General features: G+C 44.8%; 36 protein-coding genes. 3 read left to right on the top strand and 33 right to left on the bottom strand.

Translation table 11 applies throughout. From position 1 onward, the window contains the following. Positions 1–505 precede the first annotated feature (505 nt). Together J2X75_RS29665 and J2X75_RS29660 are read right to left on the bottom strand one after the other, a co-directional pair. On the bottom strand, positions 506–736 hold the full coding sequence (locus J2X75_RS29665; RefSeq protein ID WP_017692114.1) for a hypothetical protein: 231 nt from the start codon (positions 734–736) through the stop codon (positions 506–508). A 153-nt stretch (positions 737–889) separates the two neighbouring features. Next, positions 890–1,507 carry a stage II sporulation protein M gene (locus tag J2X75_RS29660; protein ID WP_310343138.1) on the bottom strand — a complete coding sequence of 206 codons (618 nt, stop codon included), beginning with the start codon at positions 1,505–1,507 and terminating at the stop codon, positions 890–892. Positions 1,508–1,629: 122 nt separating this feature from the next. Between J2X75_RS29660 and pdaB the strand changes: the two genes are divergently transcribed. Next, the gene (pdaB, locus tag J2X75_RS29655; RefSeq protein ID WP_310343136.1) at positions 1,630–2,406 is read left to right on the top strand and encodes a polysaccharide deacetylase family sporulation protein PdaB; all 777 of its coding nucleotides are present in this window, start codon (positions 1,630–1,632) and stop codon (positions 2,404–2,406) included. A 101-nt stretch (positions 2,407–2,507) separates the two neighbouring features. Here the strand turns inward: pdaB and J2X75_RS29650 are convergent, their stop codons facing one another. Next, positions 2,508–3,140 (bottom strand): KinB-signaling pathway activation protein, encoded by a 633-nt coding sequence (locus tag J2X75_RS29650; protein WP_036607218.1) that lies wholly within the window; start codon positions 3,138–3,140, stop codon positions 2,508–2,510. Between the two features lie 125 nt (positions 3,141–3,265). Between J2X75_RS29650 and gerD the strand changes: the two genes are divergently transcribed. Further along, positions 3,266–4,018, top strand: coding sequence for a spore germination lipoprotein GerD (gene gerD / locus J2X75_RS29645; RefSeq protein WP_124118833.1), 753 nt, complete (start codon positions 3,266–3,268; stop codon positions 4,016–4,018). An 86-nt stretch (positions 4,019–4,104) separates the two neighbouring features. Here the strand turns inward: gerD and J2X75_RS29640 are convergent, their stop codons facing one another. From J2X75_RS29640 to J2X75_RS29625, 4 genes are all read right to left on the bottom strand, one after another. Then, the gene (locus J2X75_RS29640; protein WP_272907843.1) at positions 4,105–5,205 is read right to left on the bottom strand and encodes an Mrp/NBP35 family ATP-binding protein; all 1,101 of its coding nucleotides are present in this window, start codon (positions 5,203–5,205) and stop codon (positions 4,105–4,107) included. Between the two features lie 79 nt (positions 5,206–5,284). Further along, positions 5,285–6,040, bottom strand: coding sequence for an N-acetylmuramoyl-L-alanine amidase CwlD (cwlD, locus tag J2X75_RS29635; RefSeq protein ID WP_105602464.1), 756 nt, complete (start codon positions 6,038–6,040; stop codon positions 5,285–5,287). A gap of 68 nt (positions 6,041–6,108) precedes the next feature. Beyond that, entirely contained in the window at positions 6,109–7,278 is a 1,170-nt protein-coding gene (gene sat, locus J2X75_RS29630) for a sulfate adenylyltransferase (RefSeq protein WP_310343130.1), read from the bottom strand. A 23-nt stretch (positions 7,279–7,301) separates the two neighbouring features. Further along, a complete protein-coding gene (locus J2X75_RS29625; RefSeq protein ID WP_124118836.1) occupies positions 7,302–7,994 on the bottom strand; it encodes a phosphoadenylyl-sulfate reductase in 693 nt (230 codons plus the stop codon). 203 nt (positions 7,995–8,197) lie between these two features. On the opposite strand from J2X75_RS29625, the gene J2X75_RS29620 reads away from it, so the two are divergent. Continuing rightward, a complete protein-coding gene (locus tag J2X75_RS29620) occupies positions 8,198–8,389 on the top strand; it encodes a hypothetical protein (RefSeq protein WP_310343125.1) in 192 nt (63 codons plus the stop codon). Positions 8,390–8,797: 408 nt separating this feature from the next. Here the strand turns inward: J2X75_RS29620 and rpsI are convergent, their stop codons facing one another. The 26 genes from rpsI to rplP all read right to left on the bottom strand — a co-directional run bounded on the left by rpsI (position 8,798) and on the right by rplP (position 21,928). Further along, the gene (gene rpsI, locus J2X75_RS29615; protein ID WP_017692105.1) at positions 8,798–9,190 is read right to left on the bottom strand and encodes a 30S ribosomal protein S9; all 393 of its coding nucleotides are present in this window, start codon (positions 9,188–9,190) and stop codon (positions 8,798–8,800) included. Between the two features lie 19 nt (positions 9,191–9,209). After that, on the bottom strand, positions 9,210–9,647 hold the full coding sequence (gene rplM / locus J2X75_RS29610) for a 50S ribosomal protein L13 (protein ID WP_024633564.1): 438 nt from the start codon (positions 9,645–9,647) through the stop codon (positions 9,210–9,212). Positions 9,648–9,852: 205 nt separating this feature from the next. Continuing rightward, the gene (truA, locus tag J2X75_RS29605) at positions 9,853–10,626 is read right to left on the bottom strand and encodes a tRNA pseudouridine(38-40) synthase TruA (RefSeq protein ID WP_307541926.1); all 774 of its coding nucleotides are present in this window, start codon (positions 10,624–10,626) and stop codon (positions 9,853–9,855) included. A 159-nt stretch (positions 10,627–10,785) separates the two neighbouring features. Beyond that, positions 10,786–11,151 (bottom strand): 50S ribosomal protein L17, encoded by a 366-nt coding sequence (rplQ, locus tag J2X75_RS29600; RefSeq protein WP_017692102.1) that lies wholly within the window; start codon positions 11,149–11,151, stop codon positions 10,786–10,788. 34 nt (positions 11,152–11,185) lie between these two features. Further along, on the bottom strand, positions 11,186–12,130 hold the full coding sequence (locus J2X75_RS29595) for a DNA-directed RNA polymerase subunit alpha (RefSeq protein WP_017692101.1): 945 nt from the start codon (positions 12,128–12,130) through the stop codon (positions 11,186–11,188). Between the two features lie 136 nt (positions 12,131–12,266). Next, positions 12,267–12,662 carry a 30S ribosomal protein S11 gene (rpsK, locus tag J2X75_RS29590; RefSeq protein ID WP_017692100.1) on the bottom strand — a complete coding sequence of 132 codons (396 nt, stop codon included), beginning with the start codon at positions 12,660–12,662 and terminating at the stop codon, positions 12,267–12,269. A 19-nt stretch (positions 12,663–12,681) separates the two neighbouring features. Next, positions 12,682–13,050 carry a 30S ribosomal protein S13 gene (gene rpsM / locus J2X75_RS29585; protein WP_062329455.1) on the bottom strand — a complete coding sequence of 123 codons (369 nt, stop codon included), beginning with the start codon at positions 13,048–13,050 and terminating at the stop codon, positions 12,682–12,684. Between the two features lie 20 nt (positions 13,051–13,070). Then, entirely contained in the window at positions 13,071–13,184 is a 114-nt protein-coding gene (gene rpmJ / locus J2X75_RS29580) for a 50S ribosomal protein L36 (protein WP_003333770.1), read from the bottom strand. 152 nt (positions 13,185–13,336) lie between these two features. After that, on the bottom strand, positions 13,337–13,552 hold the full coding sequence (gene infA, locus J2X75_RS29575; RefSeq protein ID WP_017692098.1) for a translation initiation factor IF-1: 216 nt from the start codon (positions 13,550–13,552) through the stop codon (positions 13,337–13,339). A 3-nt stretch (positions 13,553–13,555) separates the two neighbouring features. Further along, positions 13,556–13,864: a KOW domain-containing RNA-binding protein gene (locus J2X75_RS29570; RefSeq protein ID WP_091039171.1), complete on the bottom strand. Its 309-nt coding sequence runs from the start codon at positions 13,862–13,864 to the stop codon at positions 13,556–13,558. A 10-nt stretch (positions 13,865–13,874) separates the two neighbouring features. Then, entirely contained in the window at positions 13,875–14,627 is a 753-nt protein-coding gene (map, locus tag J2X75_RS29565) for a type I methionyl aminopeptidase (protein ID WP_124118837.1), read from the bottom strand. 3 nt (positions 14,628–14,630) lie between these two features. Continuing rightward, a complete protein-coding gene (locus J2X75_RS29560) occupies positions 14,631–15,275 on the bottom strand; it encodes an adenylate kinase (RefSeq protein WP_036607188.1) in 645 nt (214 codons plus the stop codon). Between the two features lie 90 nt (positions 15,276–15,365). After that, a complete protein-coding gene (gene secY / locus J2X75_RS29555) occupies positions 15,366–16,664 on the bottom strand; it encodes a preprotein translocase subunit SecY (protein WP_047841120.1) in 1,299 nt (432 codons plus the stop codon). Beyond that, positions 16,664–17,104 (bottom strand): 50S ribosomal protein L15, encoded by a 441-nt coding sequence (gene rplO / locus J2X75_RS29550; protein WP_017692093.1) that lies wholly within the window; start codon positions 17,102–17,104, stop codon positions 16,664–16,666. The genes secY and rplO overlap by 1 nt, the downstream gene beginning before the upstream one ends. A 43-nt stretch (positions 17,105–17,147) precedes the next feature. Further along, complete coding sequence (rpmD, locus tag J2X75_RS29545) at positions 17,148–17,333, bottom strand: 50S ribosomal protein L30 (protein ID WP_017692092.1); 186 nt, start codon at positions 17,331–17,333, stop codon at positions 17,148–17,150. Positions 17,334–17,346: 13 nt separating this feature from the next. Continuing rightward, positions 17,347–17,844: a 30S ribosomal protein S5 gene (gene rpsE / locus J2X75_RS29540; RefSeq protein WP_017692091.1), complete on the bottom strand. Its 498-nt coding sequence runs from the start codon at positions 17,842–17,844 to the stop codon at positions 17,347–17,349. Positions 17,845–17,871: 27 nt separating this feature from the next. Further along, positions 17,872–18,240: a 50S ribosomal protein L18 gene (rplR, locus tag J2X75_RS29535; RefSeq protein ID WP_017692090.1), complete on the bottom strand. Its 369-nt coding sequence runs from the start codon at positions 18,238–18,240 to the stop codon at positions 17,872–17,874. A gap of 117 nt (positions 18,241–18,357) precedes the next feature. After that, positions 18,358–18,900, bottom strand: coding sequence for a 50S ribosomal protein L6 (rplF, locus tag J2X75_RS29530; protein WP_017692089.1), 543 nt, complete (start codon positions 18,898–18,900; stop codon positions 18,358–18,360). Positions 18,901–18,930: 30 nt separating this feature from the next. Then, a complete protein-coding gene (gene rpsH, locus J2X75_RS29525; RefSeq protein ID WP_017692088.1) occupies positions 18,931–19,329 on the bottom strand; it encodes a 30S ribosomal protein S8 in 399 nt (132 codons plus the stop codon). A 32-nt stretch (positions 19,330–19,361) separates the two neighbouring features. Then, on the bottom strand, positions 19,362–19,547 hold the full coding sequence (locus J2X75_RS29520; RefSeq protein WP_013312154.1) for a type Z 30S ribosomal protein S14: 186 nt from the start codon (positions 19,545–19,547) through the stop codon (positions 19,362–19,364). A 73-nt stretch (positions 19,548–19,620) separates the two neighbouring features. Continuing rightward, positions 19,621–20,163 (bottom strand): 50S ribosomal protein L5, encoded by a 543-nt coding sequence (rplE, locus tag J2X75_RS29515; RefSeq protein ID WP_062836185.1) that lies wholly within the window; start codon positions 20,161–20,163, stop codon positions 19,621–19,623. 32 nt (positions 20,164–20,195) lie between these two features. Next, positions 20,196–20,549 carry a 50S ribosomal protein L24 gene (rplX, locus tag J2X75_RS29510; RefSeq protein WP_017692086.1) on the bottom strand — a complete coding sequence of 118 codons (354 nt, stop codon included), beginning with the start codon at positions 20,547–20,549 and terminating at the stop codon, positions 20,196–20,198. Between the two features lie 39 nt (positions 20,550–20,588). Next, a complete protein-coding gene (rplN, locus tag J2X75_RS29505) occupies positions 20,589–20,957 on the bottom strand; it encodes a 50S ribosomal protein L14 (RefSeq protein WP_017692085.1) in 369 nt (122 codons plus the stop codon). Between the two features lie 34 nt (positions 20,958–20,991). Next, positions 20,992–21,258, bottom strand: coding sequence for a 30S ribosomal protein S17 (rpsQ, locus tag J2X75_RS29500; RefSeq protein WP_017692084.1), 267 nt, complete (start codon positions 21,256–21,258; stop codon positions 20,992–20,994). Positions 21,259–21,306: 48 nt separating this feature from the next. After that, entirely contained in the window at positions 21,307–21,504 is a 198-nt protein-coding gene (gene rpmC / locus J2X75_RS29495) for a 50S ribosomal protein L29 (protein ID WP_017692083.1), read from the bottom strand. Then, the gene (gene rplP / locus J2X75_RS29490; RefSeq protein WP_017692082.1) at positions 21,494–21,928 is read right to left on the bottom strand and encodes a 50S ribosomal protein L16; all 435 of its coding nucleotides are present in this window, start codon (positions 21,926–21,928) and stop codon (positions 21,494–21,496) included. Before rplP ends, rpmC begins: the two co-directional genes overlap by 11 nt. Position 21,929 lies beyond the last annotated feature (1 nt).

Here is a 21,929-nt window from a genome sequence, read left to right as displayed (position 1 = left end):
GAGCCAGGATCAAACTCTCCAATAAAGTATTGAAAAGAGCGATAAGCTCATTTTGAATCTGACGAGATTAAAAATCTCATTTGTGCTCCAGTTGAGATTCAAGCCAAGGCTTGTTTCAAACTTTTGCGTTCATTCTGCAAGCAGAATGTTTACTCACTCGTTGTTCAGTTTTCAAAGATCAAACATTCAATTTAGTGCTGTTTTTCATGTTGTCGTCGTTTCAGCGGCGACTTTTATAATATATCATGTTGAAGTTCTCTTTGCAAGCATTATTTTTTCGATTATTTTCAATCGCTTTATTTTCATGCTTGTTTCGGTGAACCGCTCCTAAAAAAGGAACGAAAATTAATTTACCATATGAAATTAGAAAGGTCAACCCTTTTTCGACAAAAAGTATGAACCCTTAACAATTTCACATTCTCATGGTTCAGAGGTACAGCACTCGCTATTAAGAGCCGCACCTCACTTCCACTACTGTAAATCGAATATATGACCAGCTTCAGCATTATGGCTTCGACTTTTTCAGCTTCCCACCTCTTGCATACTTGGACAACTCTTTTGGCGGGGCAAAGCGTGCATACATGCGGAACACAGTCTTATATCGGCTCGCGATAGCATATTTGATCTCTTGGTCAAGACGATTATCACTCAGATCGAACAGCATTTCATCTAATTCTTTACGCAGCACATAGTCTAGTTCCTTGCATTCCTTCTCGTTAAACAACATACCCAGCATTAGAGTTCTCCTTTTTGTGCATAGCCTCTTTATCACACTTACACAAGTTTCATGCAACACCCCGTGCATTCGCTTTTGTGGGTGCTGCTGGAACCCGTTTTATTGTTATGGTCAACTTTCTGAAAATTTATGAATGCCAACCAGCACAAAATTTTATCCTCTCACCAGGGTATACGTAAGTGTACTTTCGATGATTGCTGCAACAAGAAGCAAGATGACAACCCAGAAGGATGCCGTTAACGTCCTATTCATGAATGCTCTCCACCGGGTACCCATCGTATTTCGCTTGTCACTTCCAAGTTGTGTAAGGCTTTTGATAACCAGTCCACCAAACTTCAGTCCGAAGGCGCAAGCAATAATAATGACCGGAATCTCAATAATGCCATGCGGAAGTAAACCTTTAACCACAATATCATAGAAGCTTGCTCCAAAATTCATCGTGGTGTGCACCACAAATCCAAGGACCATCCCATTGATCAGCAGGAAGATGAGAGGCAGAATTCCGAAGAATATACCGGCATAGATGACAAGTACACTTTTGATGGCATTATTGAAAAAGATAAACAGGAAGAAGTTCCATTGCACATTGCCCCCCTGCTCCAGCCGTTCACTGACTTCACGTAATCCTCCGATTTGGTTCAATAATAGTTCTTCCAGTGGCCCTGTACTCACCCATCCTGCCCCTATACCAACAGCAAATAAAACTACGGACCAGATTAATGCACTGCGGATGGAACCAAGATCTCTAAGAAATGTACTGAATTTTAACATAATAACCTCCTGTAGAATCTAAAATGATGGACAAACAAGGTTCCGTTACGAATAACTGGGGAGTACGAGCATACATTGGAGAGTAAACAAGCATTTCTTATGGGAGAGGGGCGCTTATTGAAATGAACTCGTTCTATGTATTTAGCGGCAAAAAGATTAAACGGTACCTGATTGTCCTCGTTGCTGCCATCTTTGCGATCGGTATTATTTATCTGGAGAGTGGCAATGTCTCCGTATTCTCGGAGGAAGCACCATCAGCCGTCTACAGCGTTCCAACCGAGAAGAAGGTAATCGCACTTACCTTTGACATTAGCTGGGGAGATAAACGGACAGAGCCGATTCTGAAAGTTCTTCGGGAGAATAAAGTGCAGAAGGCAACCTTTTTCCTTTCCTCCCCCTGGAGCAAGACACACCCCGAAATTGTTACTGCCATCAAAGAGGCAGGATATGAAATTGGCAGCCATGGTCACAGACATGAAAACTACAGCAGCCTGACCGAAGAAGAAATACGCAAAGAAATTTCGACAGCTCATAGCATTTTAACCGATTTAACGGGAAAAGAACCGAAATTAATACGTCTGCCCAACGGGGACTTTGACAAGCGTGTGCTTCAGGTAGCCAATAGTCTGAATTATCAGGTTGTGCAGTGGGATACCGACTCCTTGGATTGGAAAAACCCGGGTGTACAGACGATTGTTGATCGCGTAGTAAGCAAGGCACATCCAGGGGACATCGTACTGCTGCATGCAAGCGATTCTTCTAAACAAACGCATGAGGCACTCCCTGTCATTATCGACAAATTAAAAAACCAGGGCTATGAATTCGTAACCGTGTCTGAGTTGCTTAACCATTCCAGTGTAGAAGGTAAGGAAGTTCGTGATCAAGCCAGCGGTCAATAATTGGTAGATTGCTTGGGCTACAGCTCAAATACGAGTGTAAAAGTTGAAAAGAGCTAACCAGGTTAGCTCTTTTTGGTATGTTTTTTTATGCAAAATGAATTCTATGCTCGGCTTTCTTTCAACTGTTCTGCCTTTCCACTTACACTCCGGTTCGTAGATACATCCACCAGCCTGTGCAATATCAACATTTGGTATGCATTACATAAGAGCAAGGGAACCACAATAAATATGGTTGCAGCATTCACATCAATACGTAATACGCCGATCGTCTCCACTATGGTGACGGCAATCATGAAAAAGAGTGTGGGTACAAGCGCGGAGATATGAGTCAGCTTTACTTTAACGTAAGCGGTAACAATTGCAGCTGCCAAAATAATGATACCTAACACAATATCCGATATGCGCTCCCGGTCTCCCCCAACAAACAGACGTAAAAACATCACGTCAAGCAGGGCTAACACCGTTAGTACAATCTGCACGATCTGCCAACCGCGCTTTGGAAATACACCTTTACCCATATAATTCAATATCAGATATGCAAAGAAACCCATTTGCGAATACACGCTGATCATAACCCCTGATCCAAATAGGATCAAAAGATACAGAAGAAAATCATTCAATCCATTTGTTTTCTCCCCGTTCACCAGCATCATAATCAATCCTGTACCCAATGCTCCCGCGGCCCCAATAAGCAAGGCTGTCCAAAACAGGAAAAACCATTTACGTAAATTCAAAAGTTTTCCACCCCCGAGTGTTTATTTTACCAACCTTCTCAGCAAAAAACCATCATTGCTCAACATATTTCCCCCTTTCCCATCACATACTACATCCAGTATCTAATCAAGGAGGGATTGTACACATGAAACGGCCTTTGTGGCAGCTATGCTGTGTCGTACTGGGGCTATCCGTCATGCTTGCCGGCTGCGGTTCAGATCAGAGTTCTTCGCCTCCTCAGGGCAGTTATAAAGAGATGAAAACAATGGTTGTAGATATTTTGAAAAGTGACGAAGGCAAGAAAGCGGTGGAGGAAGCTCTTACAGGTCAAAGCTCATCCAGCGGAAGCAGCGGTTCTGAAGAAGGCGGCGGTTCGGGTGGCGCTTCGGGATCCATTGGTATGAAAATGTTAATGCCTGTGCAATCTTCGGAACAAATACGTATTGCAGTAAAAGATACCATTACAGCTCCCGAATACAAAAAGGAATTCGAAAAGATCATGACCGATCCGCAGTTTGCGGGTGAATTTGCCAAAGTGATCAACGCACAAAGTAAACAGCTTCATATGCAATTGATTAAAGATCCCACATATCAAAAGTCTGTTGAAGACATCATGAAGTCACCTGAGGTATCCAAGATGTTCATGGATATGACGAAGACTCCGGATTATCGTAAACAGACGATGACTGTCATGCAGGAAGTAATGCAAAACCCGTTGTTCCGCATGGAAGTACTCACTTTGCTCAAGAAGGTAGTACAGGACGAATTGCAACCGAAAGTGGAAAGTGGCGGAAAACAAGGGGAAGAGCAAGGCGGACAGCAAGACGGTCAGGGCGAAGGTGGTAGTGATGGCGGAGATGGTGGAAGTGGAGATTCTGGCGGCGGTGGAGGTTCATAAACAGTAGATGTTGGTATATTACAGAAACTGAAAAGCCTGCATCCGAATGGACGCAGGCTTTATTTGTATTTATAACACTCATACCATTAGAATTTGGATTCAATGGAGCGGGCAACCTCATCGTAGATAGCCCCTATACGGGAATCTGCTTTGTAAACCGAAGGTGAGAAATCAGGCTCGGAAGGATGATTATCCGGCGTGCCTAAAGGAATCTGGGCAAGCAAGCTTGTATGCAGACTTTCCGCAAGTCTTCCCCCGCCTCCACGACCAAAGACATAATCCTTCTCTCCGCAACTGCCACACTCATAGTAAGCCATGTTCTCAACCACACCAAGTAACTCATGATCGGTCTGAATGGCCATCGCACCCGCACGTGCTGCGACAAAAGCTGCTGTTGCATGCGGAGTGGTAACGATGATTTCCTTGCTCTGTGGCAACATCTGATGCACATCCAAAGCAACATCTCCCGTACCTGGCGGCAAATCCAGTAATATATAATCCAATTCGCCCCACTGGACATCCGTAAAGAATTGACGCAGCATCCGACCTAGCATGGGTCCACGCCAGATTACCGGATTATTCTCCCGAATAAAGAAGCCCATCGACATGACTTTGACGCCAAAACGTTCAACCGGTTGAATAACGCCATCTTCAACGACCGGATATTCTTCAATCCCCATCATGTCGGGTACACTGAAACCATAGATATCCGCATCAATCAAGCCCACTTTCTTGCCTTGACGTGCCAATGCTGCAGCGAGATTAACGGTTACCGTTGATTTACCAACGCCACCTTTACCACTGGCCACAGCAATAAAACGAACACCCGACTCTGGACTTAACAACTCATGTCCATCTAAACCCGCTGCGTGACCTTTTACGAGCACTTCGTCCCGATCTGGCTCATCATCGGGTTGTCCCATATTCAGGCTCTCACGATCATGCTCAGAAGCTGCACGCACACGAATATGTACATCCTTCAGTCCGTGCTGGGACAATAGATTACGCGCTGCATCACTCAAGGCTGTTGTATCCTCAGGTCGATTTTCCAGTGTCACTATGGTCAGAGCCACATGATTTTCTTTCACCATAATATCTCGAACCCATTCCAGTTCGGTCAGACTTACTCCCAATTGCGGTTCTTGTAATGGCTGTAATAGTTCAAGTATCTGTTCTTTTGATAACATCAGACAGCACCTCAGCTTTATCTATTGGCATGTAATTAGGTATGCTGATCCAATTATATCATTACCTTTCTTGTTCTGACTAACTTTTAGGCCGTTCTCCTGAAGAATATCTGAGAATTCCATTATAGATTGAAGCAGCTACCTTGCGCTGATAAGCTTCGTCGGCAAGCATACGTGCCTCTTCCGGATGAGAAAGGAAACCCACTTCTACCAGCGCTGAAGGGATCTTCAGAGCCTGTAACAGATAAACCGTATTCACCGTTTTGGCGATTCGATCTGTATTCTCCAGATTACGAACCATCTCTTGTTGAAGCAGATTAGCCAAACCTTCGTTATCCGGATGGTTAGTTGTATAGAAAACCTGCGCTCCACTCCATCGGTTGGAAGGGACACTGTTCATGTGAATGCTAATAAAGAGATCTGCTTGCTTATCCTCTATCCGCCGTACTCTTTGTTTCAGATCTTCCGTCTTGCGTTTGGAGTACCCCTTGGTGTCCGATTCCGCCAAATCAGTGTCTATTTCTCGTGTCATCACTACTAAGGCCCCTGCCTGTTGCAAATAATCTCTCACATACAGGGCGATAGACAGATTGATATCTTTTTCAATAACCCCCTGTTTACTTACCGCTCCCCCATCTGGACCTCCGTGTCCTGCATCAATGGCAATGACTTTACCCGCCATCGGCAAACTCCAATAACCTGAAGTCTTAGCGGACGGCAGTTCATAGGACATTACCGCCACTAACATGGCCAGCAGACAGAGACTCAGCATGACCCTTTTGATTGTTTTTAGCCTAACCCAGACTACAAAGTGTTTCCCCATATTTTTACGCATAAAAAAACCACCTCGTCCCTATAAATGACTCTAATCATCTATATGGGACAAGATGGACAAATATACCGCTAGGACCGGACTTGCTCCGCCATTCCTTCAATCAGCACCTCAGCTACCTCAGGACGTGTAAATTCAGGTGGAGGGCACTGGCCGTCACGGAGCAACCCGCGTACTTTGGTGCCGGAAAGCGCCATATGATGTTCTTTATCATGTGGGCAAGTTTTGCTGGATGCCATGTTTCCACATTTGGTACAGAAGAAACTATGTTCGAAGAACAACGGAGTGATCCCCAGTTCCTCTGCTGTAAAGTTAGTAAAGATCTCCTGTGCTTCATATGTTCCATAATAATCACCAACACCCGCATGGTCACGACCAACAATAAAGTGGGTACACCCGTAATTTTTGCGAACCATCGCATGAAAAATAGCTTCACGTGGACCGGCATACCGCATGGCTGCGGGGAACACACCAAGAAACGCACGATCAGCCGGGTAATAGTTCTCCAGTAATACCAGATAACTCTTCATCCGAACATCTGCGGGAACATCGTCCGACTTCGTCTCTCCAACAAGCGGATTAAGGAAGAGTGCGTCTACAATCTCCATAGCGCTCTTCTGGATGTACTCATGTGCCCGATGGACCGGATTACGTGTTTGAAAACCAACTACCGTCTTCCAACCCTTCTCCTGAAAAATCTTCCGGGTATCTGCAGGATCATAATAGAATTCTTCGAATTTCGTAGGTTTTGGACGGTTCAACACTTGGATTGGACCTCCTACGTATGTTGCAGGACGCTCCAACAGTTTTTTAACACCCGGGTGCTCGGGATCATCTGTTTTGAATACACGCCGAGCTTCTTCACCCTGATCCACCTGGTATATACTTTGGACTTCGAGCAGTCCATAAGTGACTCCATCTTGATCACCAACAAGTTTCACACGTTCACCAATCTGGAGGGATGCGGCTTGTTTATCGTCAACAGCAAGTGTGATTGGTATACTCCAGACTGTTCCATCGGCGAGACGCATGCGAGACACCACCGAAAGGTAATCTTCCTCATTCAAGAAACCTTGAAGTGGTGAGAAAGCACCTACACCAATCAGATCCAAATCTGATATCGTCCAGGTATTAATAAGCAAAGAGGATAAGTTTTTACTGTCTTGCAACAACTGCTCCCGTTCTTCTCCTTGTACGATACGCTGAACCAGCGTACCTCCATGAGGCAGAATCGATGTCATCTTGTCAGCTCCTTGTATATCTATTATTTATGAAGACCACATTCCGTTTTATCATTACCAGACCAGCGTCCAGCACGAGGGTCCTCACCAGGCATAACCTGACGTGTGCAATGCTCACAACCAATACTTGGGTAGTTCTGATCATGAAGAGGGTTATATACAACGTTATTGTCACGAATATATTGCCATACATCCTCAGTCGTCCAGTGCGCAATCGGATTAAATTTCATCAGGCCAAATTTGGAATCATATTCAACCTTCTTTGAGTTTGCACGAGTTGGTGCTTGATCTCTACGGATTCCTGTAATCCATGCATCATACTGAGAAAGAATACGTGTTAACGGTTCGACTTTGCGAATGTTACAGCACCCATTGGGATCAGACTTCCACAACTCTTCACCGTGTTGAGCTGCCTGCTCTTCCGGAGTAATCTTAGGTGACACGCGTACAAATTCAAGGTTGTAGTTCTCCTGCATCTTATCACGTGTTTCGTATGTTTCTTTAAAGTGAAAATCTGTATCCAGATAAAAAATATCTGTGGATGGGCTAATCTTCTGCAACATATCTACAAGTACAACATCTTCTGCACCAAAGCTACATGCAAAAGTGATATTTGGGAATGTTTCAATAGCATACCGAATAATATCCTCCGGACTAGCATGTTCCAGTTCCTCTGCCTTCGTCCGTGCCAATTCTTCTTTCTCCAACAAGTTCATCTGTGAATTTCCCCCATTCTGCAATTCAATACATCCTAAAGCCGACTAATCTAATATGAATTATGTTTAGTATAAATCTTTCATTGGGGATGTCAATGCCTGCCATATGGTAAAATAAATCAGTTTTTGATCATTTTTCATCGTCGCTCTCACACAATATTTTGGTTCAATTTATCCATTCCTCTGTTAATGAGATAAAAACAATGATGTTGGCCCAGGTCATTAGGAAGGTAAAAATACATATCTTAGCCAAGGAATCCGTTGCTGCCGCTGGGTTTGGACAGTTCTTGTCGCCAAGAAGAGTATCCAAAAATCACTGGTCGATTGAAAGTGAAGGACGAAAAGCAGAAGATTTAATGGGAGCAGCATTACGAATTTTAGCTGTTGATATGTAAGGGACTTTTATCGTTTCCATAAGAAATACTGATAAGGTTTGCAATAAAGAATTAAGTGCAAAAACAGTAAGCAAAGTGCATTCAAGAAATCAGGAGTGAGTTCTAACAGATGATTTTATAAGGATTTGTTATAAAATGTGTGGTGAGCGATGGGTAAGAGCATAAGAACAAATCCAATGAGCTAAAACGATTGGAGAGGTTCAGTAAGATGAGATGTATTAACGTACATATTATAGGACTGTACTGAGGGACATTATGAGGGCTTAAAAAAGGCAATGAAGGAAAAAAGAACAAACATGAGGAGAGACATCTGAGATAAGAGAGTTATCGCACAAACTAAAATACTATATTGCGTAATAGTCATGAATATATAAAAAAGCCTTTGACCGAGGCCAAAGGCTTTTAATATTAACGTTTGGAGAACTGAGGTGCGCGACGAGCCGCTTTAAGACCGTATTTTTTACGCTCTTTCATACGTGGGTCACGAGTCAGGAATCCTGCTTTTTTAAGGGATGCACGGTATTCCGGATCTGCTTTGAGCAGAGCGCGGGAGATACCATGACGGATTGCGCCGGCTTGACCGGAGATTCCGCCACCATGAGCAATAACAAGAACGTCATAATTGTTGAGCGTTTCTGTCAAGTTCAGTGGTTGTTTTACGATCAGTTTGAGTGTTTCCAAACCGAAGTATTCATTAATATCACGTTTATTGATGACAATGCGTCCTTCACCCGGTACAAGGCGAACACGTGCTACCGAATGTTTACGACGACCTGTCCCATAGTATTGTACTTGTGCCATGAAACTGTCCTCCTTTTAATTAACCGCGAAGTTCGTAAACTTCTGGTTTTTGTGCTGCATGTGGATGCTCAGTGCCTCTGTACGCTTTAAGTCTCAACTTCATTTTCTCGCCCATGCGAGTTTTAGGAAGCATACCGCGAACAGCCAATTCCAACATACGCTCAGGTTTGTTTTTAACCATCTCTTCAGCTGTAGTTACTTTCAAACCACCTGGGTGCATGGAGTGACGGTAGTATTTTTTACCTTGCATTTTCTTACCAGTCAATACGATTTTCTCAGCATTGATGATAACAACGAAATCGCCAGTGTCCACATGTGGAGTGAATTGTGGCTTGTGTTTGCCGCGAATCAAAGCTGCTGCTTCGCTCGCCAAACGTCCGAGGGTTTTGCCTTCAGCATCAATGATGTGCCATTGGCGCTCAACTTCGTTAGGCTTCGCCATGTACGTAGTACGCATGAAAAGTTCCTCCTTAAAATGTTCAAAATCATCATTTTCATTTATCTTCGTTCGTTAAGTTATAACTTTAGGTGTTGATGGATTGTAAATTTGATGTGAACCTCTTAATTGGGGCTGTGGGAAAGCCATTAAGAAAACACAACTTTTATATTACATGATAGGCGGTTAAATCGCAAGTGTTAATTAAGCTTTTCACTCACCAAATTTAATCTTTTTTGTATTCAAGATCCCAGAGCATTAAACCGCAGCTAACTGCAGTAGGTCCTGCAGCAGATCGATTACATGCAGCAATCATATTTGGTACATCAGAGGCTTTCCGTTTGCCCTCTCCGATCTCCAGCAGTGTCCCTACAATGATACGAACCATATGCTGCAAAAAGCCGTTACCACTCACATAAATGTGAATGACACCCTGATCGCGCGGATGGTCTCTGCACATTGATCGGTCCACTTCCATCCATGCTTCGTATACCGAACGGACATGATTCTCTTTCTGAGACTTGCGTGAAGCAAAAGAGGTAAAATCATACGTCCCTATGAAATGTCGTAAGCCCTCCTGCATTGCCATAATATCAAGCTTCGCATGATGATGATATTGCAGTCTTCTGTTGAATACATCCGGAAATTGATTCGCATTGACTGTATAACGATACGTTTTCTTTTTCGCTGCATAGCGAGAATGAAAATCAGCTGAAACTTCAATCGCATCAATAACGACAATATCGGATGGTAGTCTGGAGTTGAGCGCAATACACCAACGTTCAATCGGGATCTGGGACTCCGTAGGAAAATTGAAGATCTGTCTGCGAGCGTGAACACCTGCATCTGTTCGGCCTGAACCTGTAATTTTAACCTTCTCACCGGTTAAAGCACGAATCGCATCTTCAAGATAATCCTGAATGGTATTCCCACCCGGCTGTACTTGGAAGCCGTAATAGGCAGTGCCATCATAAGTTAACGTCATACATAAGTTCCGCATTAATACCACACCTTTGTTCCATACTATACATATCCCTATCCCGAACAGCAAAAGAAGCCCCTTACGGAGCTTCTATTACAGCACGAATTCCGAAATGAAGAGAAAAAAAGGGTTAATCCAGAATCGTTGATTCTGTCCCCTTTCCTCATCTCATCTGTTTTACGCGCGGTCTACCAGTTCCAAGTAAACCATTGGCGCTGCGTCACCACGACGAGGTCCCAGTTTCAAGATACGAGTGTATCCACCTGGACGCTCAGCGTAACGACCGGACAATTCGCTAAACAGTTTTTGGATTGCATCTTGCTCACCATCGATAGTTTCGCGGCGAACATAAGCTGCCACTTGGCGACGGGCATGAAGATCTCCCTTTTTCGCTTTAGTGATCAGTTTTTCAGCAATAGAGCGAACCTCTTTTGCTTTCGCTTCAGTTGTCTGAATGCGTTCGTATAAGAACAGGTCGGTTACCAGGTCACGGAACAAAGCTTTACGTGCGCTGGAATTACGGCCCAACTTTTGGTATGCCATTGTTTTCCCTCCTTCACTTCAAGCACTCGGCTGTCTATTCTTCTGTACGGAGTCCCAAACCAAGTTCCTCAAGCTTCTCTTGAACTTCTTCCAAAGACTTGCGTCCGAGGTTACGGACTTTCATCATGTCTTCTTCCGTTTTCGTAGTCAGCTCTTGCACGGTATTAATACCGGCACGTTTGAGGCAGTTGTAGGAACGAACAGAGAGATCCAGCTCTTCGATCGTCATTTCGAGTACTTTTTCTTTTTTGTCTTCTTCTTTTTCGACCATGATCTCTGCATCTTTCGCTTCGTCTGTAAGACCCACGAAGAGCATCAAATGCTCAGTCAAAATTTTAGCGCCGAGGCTTACAGCCTCTTCAGGACGAATACTTCCATCAGTCCAAACTTCCAACGTGAGCTTGTCATAGTTGGTCACTTGACCGACACGCGTATTTTCCACAGCGTAGTTAACGCGACTGATCGGGGTGAAGATGGAATCGACTGGGATGACGCCGATCGGCTGGTCATCGCGTTTATTCCGATCTGCCTGGACGTAGCCGCGACCGCGATTGGCAAAAATACGCATGTGAAGTCTCGAACCTGGTCCGAGCGTAGCAATGTGCAAATCCGGATTAAGGATTTCCACATCGGAGTCAGCACGGATATCTCCAGCCGTAATTGCTCCTTCGCCTTCAGCATCAATCTCGAGCACTTTCTCCTCGTCTGAATGAATCTTAAGCGACAAAGCTTTCAGGTTAAGAATAACCTCCGTTACATCTTCCATTACGCCAGGAACTGTAGCAAATTCATGCAGAACGCCATCGATTTGAACCGAAGACACTGCCGCACCCGGCAGTGACGAGAGCAAGATTCGGCGAAGCGAGTTTCCAAGCGTCGTACCGTATCCGCGCTCAAGCGGTTCTACTACGAATTTCCCATAGGTGCCATCATCGTTGACGTCTACCGTCTCAATTTTCGGCTTTTCGATTTCAATCACTGCAATACCCCTCCTTCAAAACGTCGGTCCTCTATGAAACATTTACCTTCTCTTGCGAAAACATGTAGTAGTATGCCTAAACAACCATTATTAGCAGATTGTGCCGGAAATATACCACACGCAGGGGCAAATCTCATTAGACACGACGACGTTTTGGAGGACGGCATCCGTTATGCGGGACTGGAGTTACGTCTTTGATCAGGTTAACTTCAAGACCAGCAGCTTGCAAAGAGCGGATCGCTGCTTCACGGCCTGCGCCTGGTCCTTTAACCATAACCTCAACGGCTTTCATCCCATGTTCCATTGCAGCTTTGGCAGCAGTCTCAGCAGCCATTTGTGCAGCAAACGGAGTCGATTTACGGGAACCTCTGAATCCGAGGCCGCCGGAGCTTGCCCACGAAATTGCATTTCCGTGAGGATCCGTAATAGTAACGATAGTGTTATTGAAAGTGGAACGGATATGCGCCACGCCAGATTCAATATTCTTACGGTCACGACGTTTAGTACGTACGACTTTTTTCGGTTTAGCCATTTTCTCTTATCCCCCCTTATTATTTCTTCTTGTTCGCTACTGTACGACGAGGACCTTTACGAGTACGAGCATTCGTTTTCGTACGTTGTCCACGAACAGGCAGACCACGACGATGACGAACTCCACGGTAACAACCGATCTCCGTCAAACGTTTAATATTCAAAGAGATTTCTCGACGCAGGTCACCTTCTACTTTGACCTCTTTATCGATACTTTCACGCAATTTGCTGACTTCATCTTCCGTCAAATCACGAACACGAGTGTCCGGATTGATGCCTGTTGTGCTCAGAATTTTCTGGGAAGTCGTTTTACCGATTCCGAAAATATAAGTCAAGGCGATCTCAACGCGCTTATCACGTGGCAAATCCACACCAGCTATACGTGCCATTTTACGCTACACCCCCTTCTTTAACCTTGTTTTTGTTTGTGTTTCGGATTTTCACAGATAACCATAACATTCCCTTTGCGGCGAATGACTTTGCATTTTTCGCAAATCGGCTTGACCGAAGGTCTTACCTTCATGTGAATTACCTCCTCAAAGTTTTGCTAAGCAAAACCCTCTTCGTAAGCATTGACCTTGTTCTACTATTGTAAAACCGGCTTCGAAGCTTTCGCAAGTTTTGCCGGGCAAAACCCGCTACATAAGCTTCACAGTTCATTGCAACTGTCTACTACTATTTACGGTAAGTTATGCGACCTTTTGTTAAATCATAAGGCGACAACTGAACAACTACTTTGTCTCCAGTCAGGATACGGATAAAGTGCATCCGCAGTTTTCCGGAAACGTGAGCGAGAATTTGATGACCGTTCTCAAGCTCAACCTTGAATGTTGCATTCGGTAGCGGTTCGAGAACCGTACCTTCCACTTCAATGACATCTTCCTTAGCCATTAGTCAGTCTCCTTTCTCTTCAGCTTGAATGTTGGTGGATTCCAGAAATGAATGAACCGCGTAACGGAGCTTTCCATTTGTCACCCGACCACTCTCGTTTAAACTGTTCACAACCTCGCTGCTAATCATGGGCTGGAGTTCAAGATGAAGAAGATTCTTCTTCTTTGGTTGATCAAACTTACGTTTGTCTCCATCCGCAATATATACGAACTTACTGTCCGCTATAGCAACAATTACTGCGGCTTGGTCCGCATTGCGGCCTTTACGGATCTTCACAAGTTGACCGAGCTGCGGATTAGACTGACTGTTCATGCCTCATCACCTACGCATTCAGTTTCGTGAAAATTTCCATACCATCTGGTGTAACTGCTACGGTGTGTTCAAAGTGGGCACATAACTTTCCATCAACCGTGACGACAGTCCAGTTATCTTCCAACGTTTTCACATACCGTCTACCTACGTTAACCATCGGCTCTATGGCCAGCACCATGCCCGCTTTAAGCCGTGGTCCCCGATTGGGAAGACCATAGTTCGGAATCTGTGGTTCTTCGTGTAGATCTGCTCCTATGCCGTGACCGACATATTCACGAACTACGGAGAACCCTTCATCTTCAATATATTTCTGAATCGCATGAGATATTGTAAACAAGCGAACGTCCGGTTTTACCAGCGCCAGACCTGCGTATAACGAAGCCTCGGTAACGTCCAGAAGACGACGGGCTTCTTCGGAAATACGGCCGACCGGATAAGTCCAGGCGGAATCTCCATGATACCCCTGGTACTGCGCGCCAATGTCAAACGTAACGATATCGCCCTCGTTCAACTTGCGTTTGCCGGGAAATCCATGTACCAACTCTTCATTGACTGAAGCGCACACACTGGCAGGGAAACCGTTATAACCTTTGAAAGACGGCACAGCTCCTTGACTGCGGATATATTGATCGGCCATATGGTCAAGTTCTCCAGTCGTAATACCGGGAGCGATATGCTCTGCCAAGAGACGATGCGTTTCCGCAACAATTCTCCCTGCTTCCCTCATCAAGCCCAGTTCCGTTTCGGACTTACCAATGATCATCAATTAACCTCTCAGTAAGGACACGATTTCTTGAGAAACTTGATCGATATCCTGTTCTCCGTTCATTTGACGAAGAAGACCTTTAGTCTCATAGAACGTGAGGAGTGGTGCTGTTTTGTTGATATACTCGTCCAGTCGTGTACCTACACTCTCTTCATTATCATCAGAGCGTTGATACAACTCACCAGCGCATTTATCACAAATACCTTCCTGCTTAGGCGGATTGAATACCACATGATAAGTGGAACCACAGTTTTTACAAATTCGACGACCCGTCAAACGAGCCAGCAATTTGTTGCGATCCACTTTCAGGTTGATTACATGATCGAGACCTGAGTTCAATCGATCCAGAATGCCATCGAGCGCTTCTGCTTGCGAAAGGGTTCTTGGAAATCCGTCCAAGAGGAAACCTTCTCTGCAGTCAGGCTGCTGCAAACGTTCTTCAACGATGCCAATGGTTACATCATCTGGTACAAGCAATCCTTGATCCATATATTCCTTGGCTTTCATGCCAATGGGAGTTCCCTGTTTGATCGCGAGACGAAATGCATCGCCTGTTGAAATATGGGGAATACCGAACTCTTTCACGATGACGTCTGCTTGCGTTCCTTTTCCTGCCCCCGGAGGGCCCATGAATAGGATGTTCACGTTATGTCACTCCCTCCAAGACTACCCTACATCAACAAACAGCACAATAGGTGCCGGCAAGTAAATCTTCACTCGACCGGTACCTATTGCCTATTTATTGATAAAACCTTTGTAGTGGCGTTTGATCAATTGGCTTTCGATTTGCTTCATCGTATCCAGCGCAACACCGATAACGATCAGGAGGGATGTTCCTCCAATTTGCGCAGATTGAGGCAAACCAGAAAGTGCCCCTAAGAATACAGGCAGAACGGAAATGACTGCCAAGAAGATGGCTCCGGCCATTGTCAAACGAGTCATGACACGGGTCAGATATTTCTCGGTTGCTTTACCCGGGCGAATGCCAGGGATGTAACCGCCGTTCTTTTTCATATTATCAGCCATCTGCTGTGGATTCATCTGTACAAAAGTATAGAAGAATGTGAAACCGAAGATCATCACGACATACAGCAGCATACCCAGAGGTTTGTGTGTAGTCAGGTTCTGTCCGATCCACTGTGCCCAGAGGCGATCTGCCCAGAAGTTGGCGATGATCGTTGGGAACATCAACAGCGATGATGCAAAGATGACAGGGATAACACCTGCTGCATTAATTTTCAGCGGGATATGTGTATTCTGTCCACCGTACATTTTGTTACCTACGACACGTTTAGCGTACTGTACCGGAATTTTCCGAATCGCCTGCTGAATGTAAATGACCCCTATGATGATCAACACAATAACAATTGCGATGATAACACCTTTAAGAATATTCATAAACAGTTGGTCAGGTTGAATGAAGTCAGATTCGATCGTTTGTTTGATAATGTTAGGCACCGTAGATAGGATACCCGCAAAGATCAAGATCGAAATCCCGTTTCCTATGCCCTTCTCGGTGATCTGCTCACCAAGCCACATCAGGAATGAAGTACCAGCCGTAAGTACAATCGCGATCAAGATATAATCTGCAAATGTAGCGTTAGGCACCATCTCTGTATTGTACAAGCGGTTGAATCCGATCGACGTACCAAACGCTTGAATCAATGCCAGCCCGATGGTTAAATAACGGGTCAACTGTGCAGATTTCTTCTTACCTTGTTCACCTTGCTTTGCCCACTCCGCTAATTTAGGAATAACGTCCATGGAAAGCAACTGTACTATGATAGACGCAGTGATGTAAGGCACGATCCCGAGCGCAAATATCGAGAACTGGAAGAGCGCTCCACCCGAGAACGTATTGAGAAGTCCAAAAACTTCTTTACCCGCAGAATTTGTCGCTTCGAACACATCTTTGTTAACTCCCGGCACGGGGACAAAGGAGCCGATGCGGTAAATGATCAGTACAAAAAGGGTAAATAATACCCTTTTGCGCAGATCTTCAACCCGCCAGATATTCTTTAGGGTCTTGAACATTAAATCACCTCAGTTGTACCGCCGGCAGCTTCAATTTTCTCAATAGCAGATTGAGAAAACTTGTTAGCTTTAACAGTCAGCTTCACAGTGACATCACCGTTACCCAGGATTTTGATTCCGGATTTAGCGTTTTTAACTACGCCATTCGTCATCAAGAATTCTGGAGTTACTTCAGTACCCGCAGCAAAACTGTTCAGGTCTTCAGTATTCACAACTGCATATTCTTTGCGAGTTGGGTTTACAAAACCACGTTTTGGCAAGCGACGATACAATGGATTTTGTCCACCTTCGAAGCCTGGACGAACTCCACCGCCAGAACGAGAATTTTGTCCTTTGTGACCGCGACCTGATGTTTTACCTGTACCACTACTTGGACCGCGACCAAGACGTTTACGTTCTTTGCGGGATCCAGGAGATGGTGAAAGCTCATGTAACTTCATCGTTCGTTGCACCTCCTTAAAGATTTGTGGGATTAACCCGTTATTAAGCTTCTACTTCTTTAACAGCAACCAAGTGGCTTACTTTGTTAATCATACCACGGATGGCAGGATTATCGTTTTGTACCACTTTGCTATTGATTTTGCGCAAACCCAATGTTTTCACAGTTGTTCTTTGCGTCTCCGGACGTCCGATCAAGCTGCGGACGAGGGTAATTTCTAATTTAGCCATGAGAATTCCCTCCTTAACCCAGAAGCTCTTCGACGGATTTTCCGCGCAGTTTAGCCACGTCTTCAGCACGCTTCAAACGGGACAAACCTTCCAAAGTCGCATTGACCATGTTCATGGAATTCGAAGAACCCAGAGATTTTGTCAAAATGTCACCTACACCAGCAAGTTCGAGAACCGCACGTACAGGACCACCAGCGATAACACCAGTACCTTCAGATGCTGGTTTCAACAGCACGCGTCCTGCACCGAACTTACCTGTTACCAAGTGAGGAATCGATGTTCCTACGAGTGGAACGTGTACAAGGTTTTTCTTAGCGTCTTCAATACCTTTGCGAATTGCATCAGGTACTTCGCCCGCTTTACCGATACCAGCTCCAACCCAGCCGTTGCCGTCGCCGACTACAACCAGTGCGCTAAAGCTGAAACGGCGTCCGCCTTTTACTACTTTAGCTACGCGATTAATATTTACAACTCTTTCAGTCAGTTCCAAAGTATTCGGATCTACACGCAAGTCGTTAACCTCCTTTTGAAAAATATCTTAAAACTCAAGTCCTGCTTCACGAGCCGCTTCAGCCAATGCTGCGATACGACCATGGTACAGATAACCGCTACGGTCAAATACGATGTTGGAAACACCTTTATCTTTAGCACGTTTAGCAACGAGTTCGCCAACTTTACGAGCTGATTCAACGGATGCACCATTTTTGATGTCAGTGCTCAATTCTTTGTCTACAGTAGACGCAGAAGCGATTGTTACACCAGCAACATCATCGATGATTTGAGCATACATATGTTTACCAGAACGGAATACGTTCAAACGAGGACGTGCTGCCGTTCCTTGGATTTTCTTACGAACACGAAGGTGTCTTTTCAGACGAGCCTTATTTTTATCTGGTTTCGTAATCATCTCAAAGATTCACTCCTTTCAGGTTACCTCGCTGGCTTCAAAGCAGAAGCCACGGAGTATATTAGAAACACACGAAGCAAGCAAGCCGAAAGCCGCGCAAAGGCGGTAAGAGAAATCTTATTTCTTCTTACCGGCTTTACCTTCCTTACGGATGATACGCTCGCCTTCATATTTAATACCTTTACCTTTGTACGGCTCAGGTTCACGTACGGAACGGATTTTAGCAGCGTAAGCACCTACACGCTCTTTGTCAATTCCGCGAACGATGATTTTTGTATTCGAAGGTACTTCGAATTCAATTCCCGCTTCCGGTGTAATTTCAACCGGGTGAGAGTAACCAACGTTTAGAACGATTTTATCTCCGGATTTGCTTGCACGATATCCGACCCCAACCAATTCCAGAGATTTCGCGAATCCTTCAGTAACGCCGCTCACCATATTGTTTACAACGCTACGCGTTGTGCCGTGCAAAGAACGGTGAGTTTTGTTATCGGAAGGACGCACAACTGTGATTTCGTTATTTTCAACTGTAACCTTCATGTCTTTATGAAGCTCACGAGTCAAAGTTCCTTTTGGTCCTTTTACCGTAATAACGGTGTTGTCCAGGGTGATGTCTACACCACTTGGTACTGTGATTGGTTTGCGACCAATACGAGACATATGTTGCACCTCCTATCTTGTGACGTTATATTACCAAACGTAGCAAACGACTTCTCCGCCGGATTTCGATTGACGAGCTTCTTTGTCCGTCATGATACCTTTAGATGTCGAGATGATCGCGATTCCCAGGCCACCAAGTACACGAGGTACTTCGTTGCTTTTCGTGTAAACACGAAGACCAGGTTTACTGATTCTTTTCAGACCAGTGATAACGCGCTCGTTATTTTGACCGTATTTCAGGAAAACACGGATAATCCCTTGTTTGTTATCATCGATAACTTCAGCGTCACGGATGAAACCTTCACGCTTCAGGATATCGGCGATTTGTTTTTTCATTGTCGAAGCAGGCATTTCTACCGTTTCGTGACGAACAGTGTTCGCGTTACGAATACGAGTAAGCATATCTGCAATTGGATCAGACATAGTCATTGTGAGTTAACCTCCTTCCCGTTCAGGACTTTTTACCAGCTTGCTTTTTTCACGCCAGGGATCTGGCCTTTATAAGCTAATTCACGGAAACAAATTCTGCAAATTTTGAACTTTTGCAGGACCGAATGTGGACGTCCGCAACGCTCACAGCGTGTATATGCACGTACTTTAAACTTAGGTGTACGTTGTTGTTTAACTTTCATCGAAGTTTTTGCCACTTAGCCTGACACCTCCTAAATAATTTCGGAGAAAAGGGAGTCTTTCCAGACACCCGGAAACGTTATGCCAACATTACTTAACGAAAGGCATTCCCATTTGCGTGAGCAATTCGCGGGACTCTTCGTCTGTTTTCGCCGTTGTTACGATGACAATATCCATACCGCGGACTTTATCAACTTTATCATACTCGATCTCTGGGAAGATCAGTTGTTCTTTCAGACCCAGTGTGTAGTTACCACGTCCGTCGAAAGCTTTGCTCGATACACCGCGGAAGTCGCGGACACGAGGAAGCGTAACGTTGAACAGTTTATCGAGGAAGAAGTACATACGCTCGCCGCGCAATGTTACTTTAACACCGATAGGCATATTCTCACGCAGTTTGAATCCTGCGATAGATTTTTTAGCACGAGTGATTACAGGTTTTTGACCTGCGATCAGTTGCAAATCGCTTACTGCGGAATCCAACACTTTGGAGTTTTGGACAGCGTCGCCCACACCCATGTTGATAACGATTTTCTCGATTTTCGGCACTTGCATTACCGTTGTATAGTTAAACTTCTGCATCAAAGCAGGAGCGATTTCTTGCAGGTAACGTTCTTTCATTCTTGATGCCATGAATCATAGCCCTCCTTTCTCATTCGGTTCAATTAGTCGATAATTTCTCCGGAACGTTTAGCAACGCGCACTTTCTTTCCGTTATCCAAAACTTTGTAACCTACACGGGTTACTTTTCCGCTCTTCGGATCGATGTGCATTACGTTGGAAACGTGAATCGGAGCTTCCTTCTCGATAATGCCGCCTTGCGGATTTTGCTGGTTAGGCTTCTGGTGTTTTTTCACCATGTTAACACCTTCCACAAGGACGCGGTTCTCACGAGGATAAGCAGCGATGACACGGCCTTTTTTACCTTTGTCTTTACCGCTGATCACCATAACCGTATCTTCCTTCTTAACGTGAAGTTTGTTGTTATGGGATTCCAGAACTTTTTTCACTCTTGGCATTTCGTACACCTCCTGTTTCTAACATCACGAGATTAAGCTTTAGATAACTTCTGGAGCCAAGGAAACGATTTTCATGAAGTCTTTATCGCGAAGTTCGCGAGCAACTGGTCCGAAAATACGTGTTCCACGTGGGCTTCTGTCGTCTTTTACAACAACCGCTGCATTTTCATCAAAACCGATGTAGGAACCGTCTTTACGACGTACAGAACGTTTCGTACGAACGACAACCGCTCTAACTACATCACCTTTTTTGACAACGCCGCCTGGTGTTGCTTGTTTAACAGAACAAACGATCAGATCACCGATTTGAGCTGTACGACGTCCCGTACCGCCGAGTACGCGGATACACATCAGTTCCTTCGCACCGGAGTTGTCAGCCACAGTCAAACGTGTAAATGGTTGAATCATTTAGTATTCCTCCTTTCAGCAGTGCTGCTGAGCATTAGATGATAACCGCTTTTTCTACGATTTCAGTAAGTCTCCAGCGTTTATCTTTCGAAAGCGGACGAGTCTCCATGATTTTCACCGTGTCACCGATTTTCGCAGTGTTTTCTTCGTCATGTGCTTTGAATTTTTTAGTAACCTTAATGCGTTTATGGTACAAGTTGTGTTTTTTGTAAGTTTCTACAGCAACAACAATTGTTTTGTCCATTTTATCGCTGACCACTTTACCAGTTTGCACTTTACGTGCGTTACGTTCTTCGCTCATTGTTGGCCTCCTTCCTGATTACGGACGGATTGTCCATCCTATCCCTAATTAACCGATTCCCAATTCTCTCTCACGGATAATGGTTTTAGCACGAGCTATTTCTTTCCGCACATCACGGATGCGAGTCGGGTTATCCAGCTGACCGGTAGCTAATTGAAAGCGGAGGTTAAAGAGTTCTTCTTTAAATCCGGCAATCTTTTGCTCGATTTCAGCAGAGGTTAGGTTGCGAAATTCACTAGCTTTCATTTGCTTCACCACCCAATTCTTCACGTTTCACGAACTTCGTTTTGATTGGCAGTTTGTGAGCGGCAAGACGCATTGCTTCGCGTGCAATTTCCTCCGGTACACCAGCAAGTTCAAACATGATCTTACCTGGTTTCACTACTGCAACCCATTTTTCTACGTTACCTTTACCGCTACCCATCCGAACCTCGAGAGGCTTTTGAGTGATTGGTTTGTCTGGGAAAATTTTGATCCAAACTTTACCACCACGTTTGATGTAACGAGTCATCGCAATACGAGCCGCTTCGATCTGACGGTTCGTAATCCAAGCCGGTTCCGTAGCTTGCAGACCGTATTCGCCAAAGTTCAGAGTCGTTCCGCCTTTAGCTTGGCCTTTCATATGTCCACGTTGTTGCTTACGGTGTTTTACACGTTTTGGTACCAACATG

This window comes from Paenibacillus sp. 2003 (assembly GCF_031455635.1).
Taxonomy (GTDB): Bacteria; Bacillota; Bacilli; order Paenibacillales; family Paenibacillaceae; genus Paenibacillus; species Paenibacillus amylolyticus_B.
Note: the sequence above shows the minus strand (reverse complement) of the source record. Positions and strands in the feature narration are given on the sequence as shown.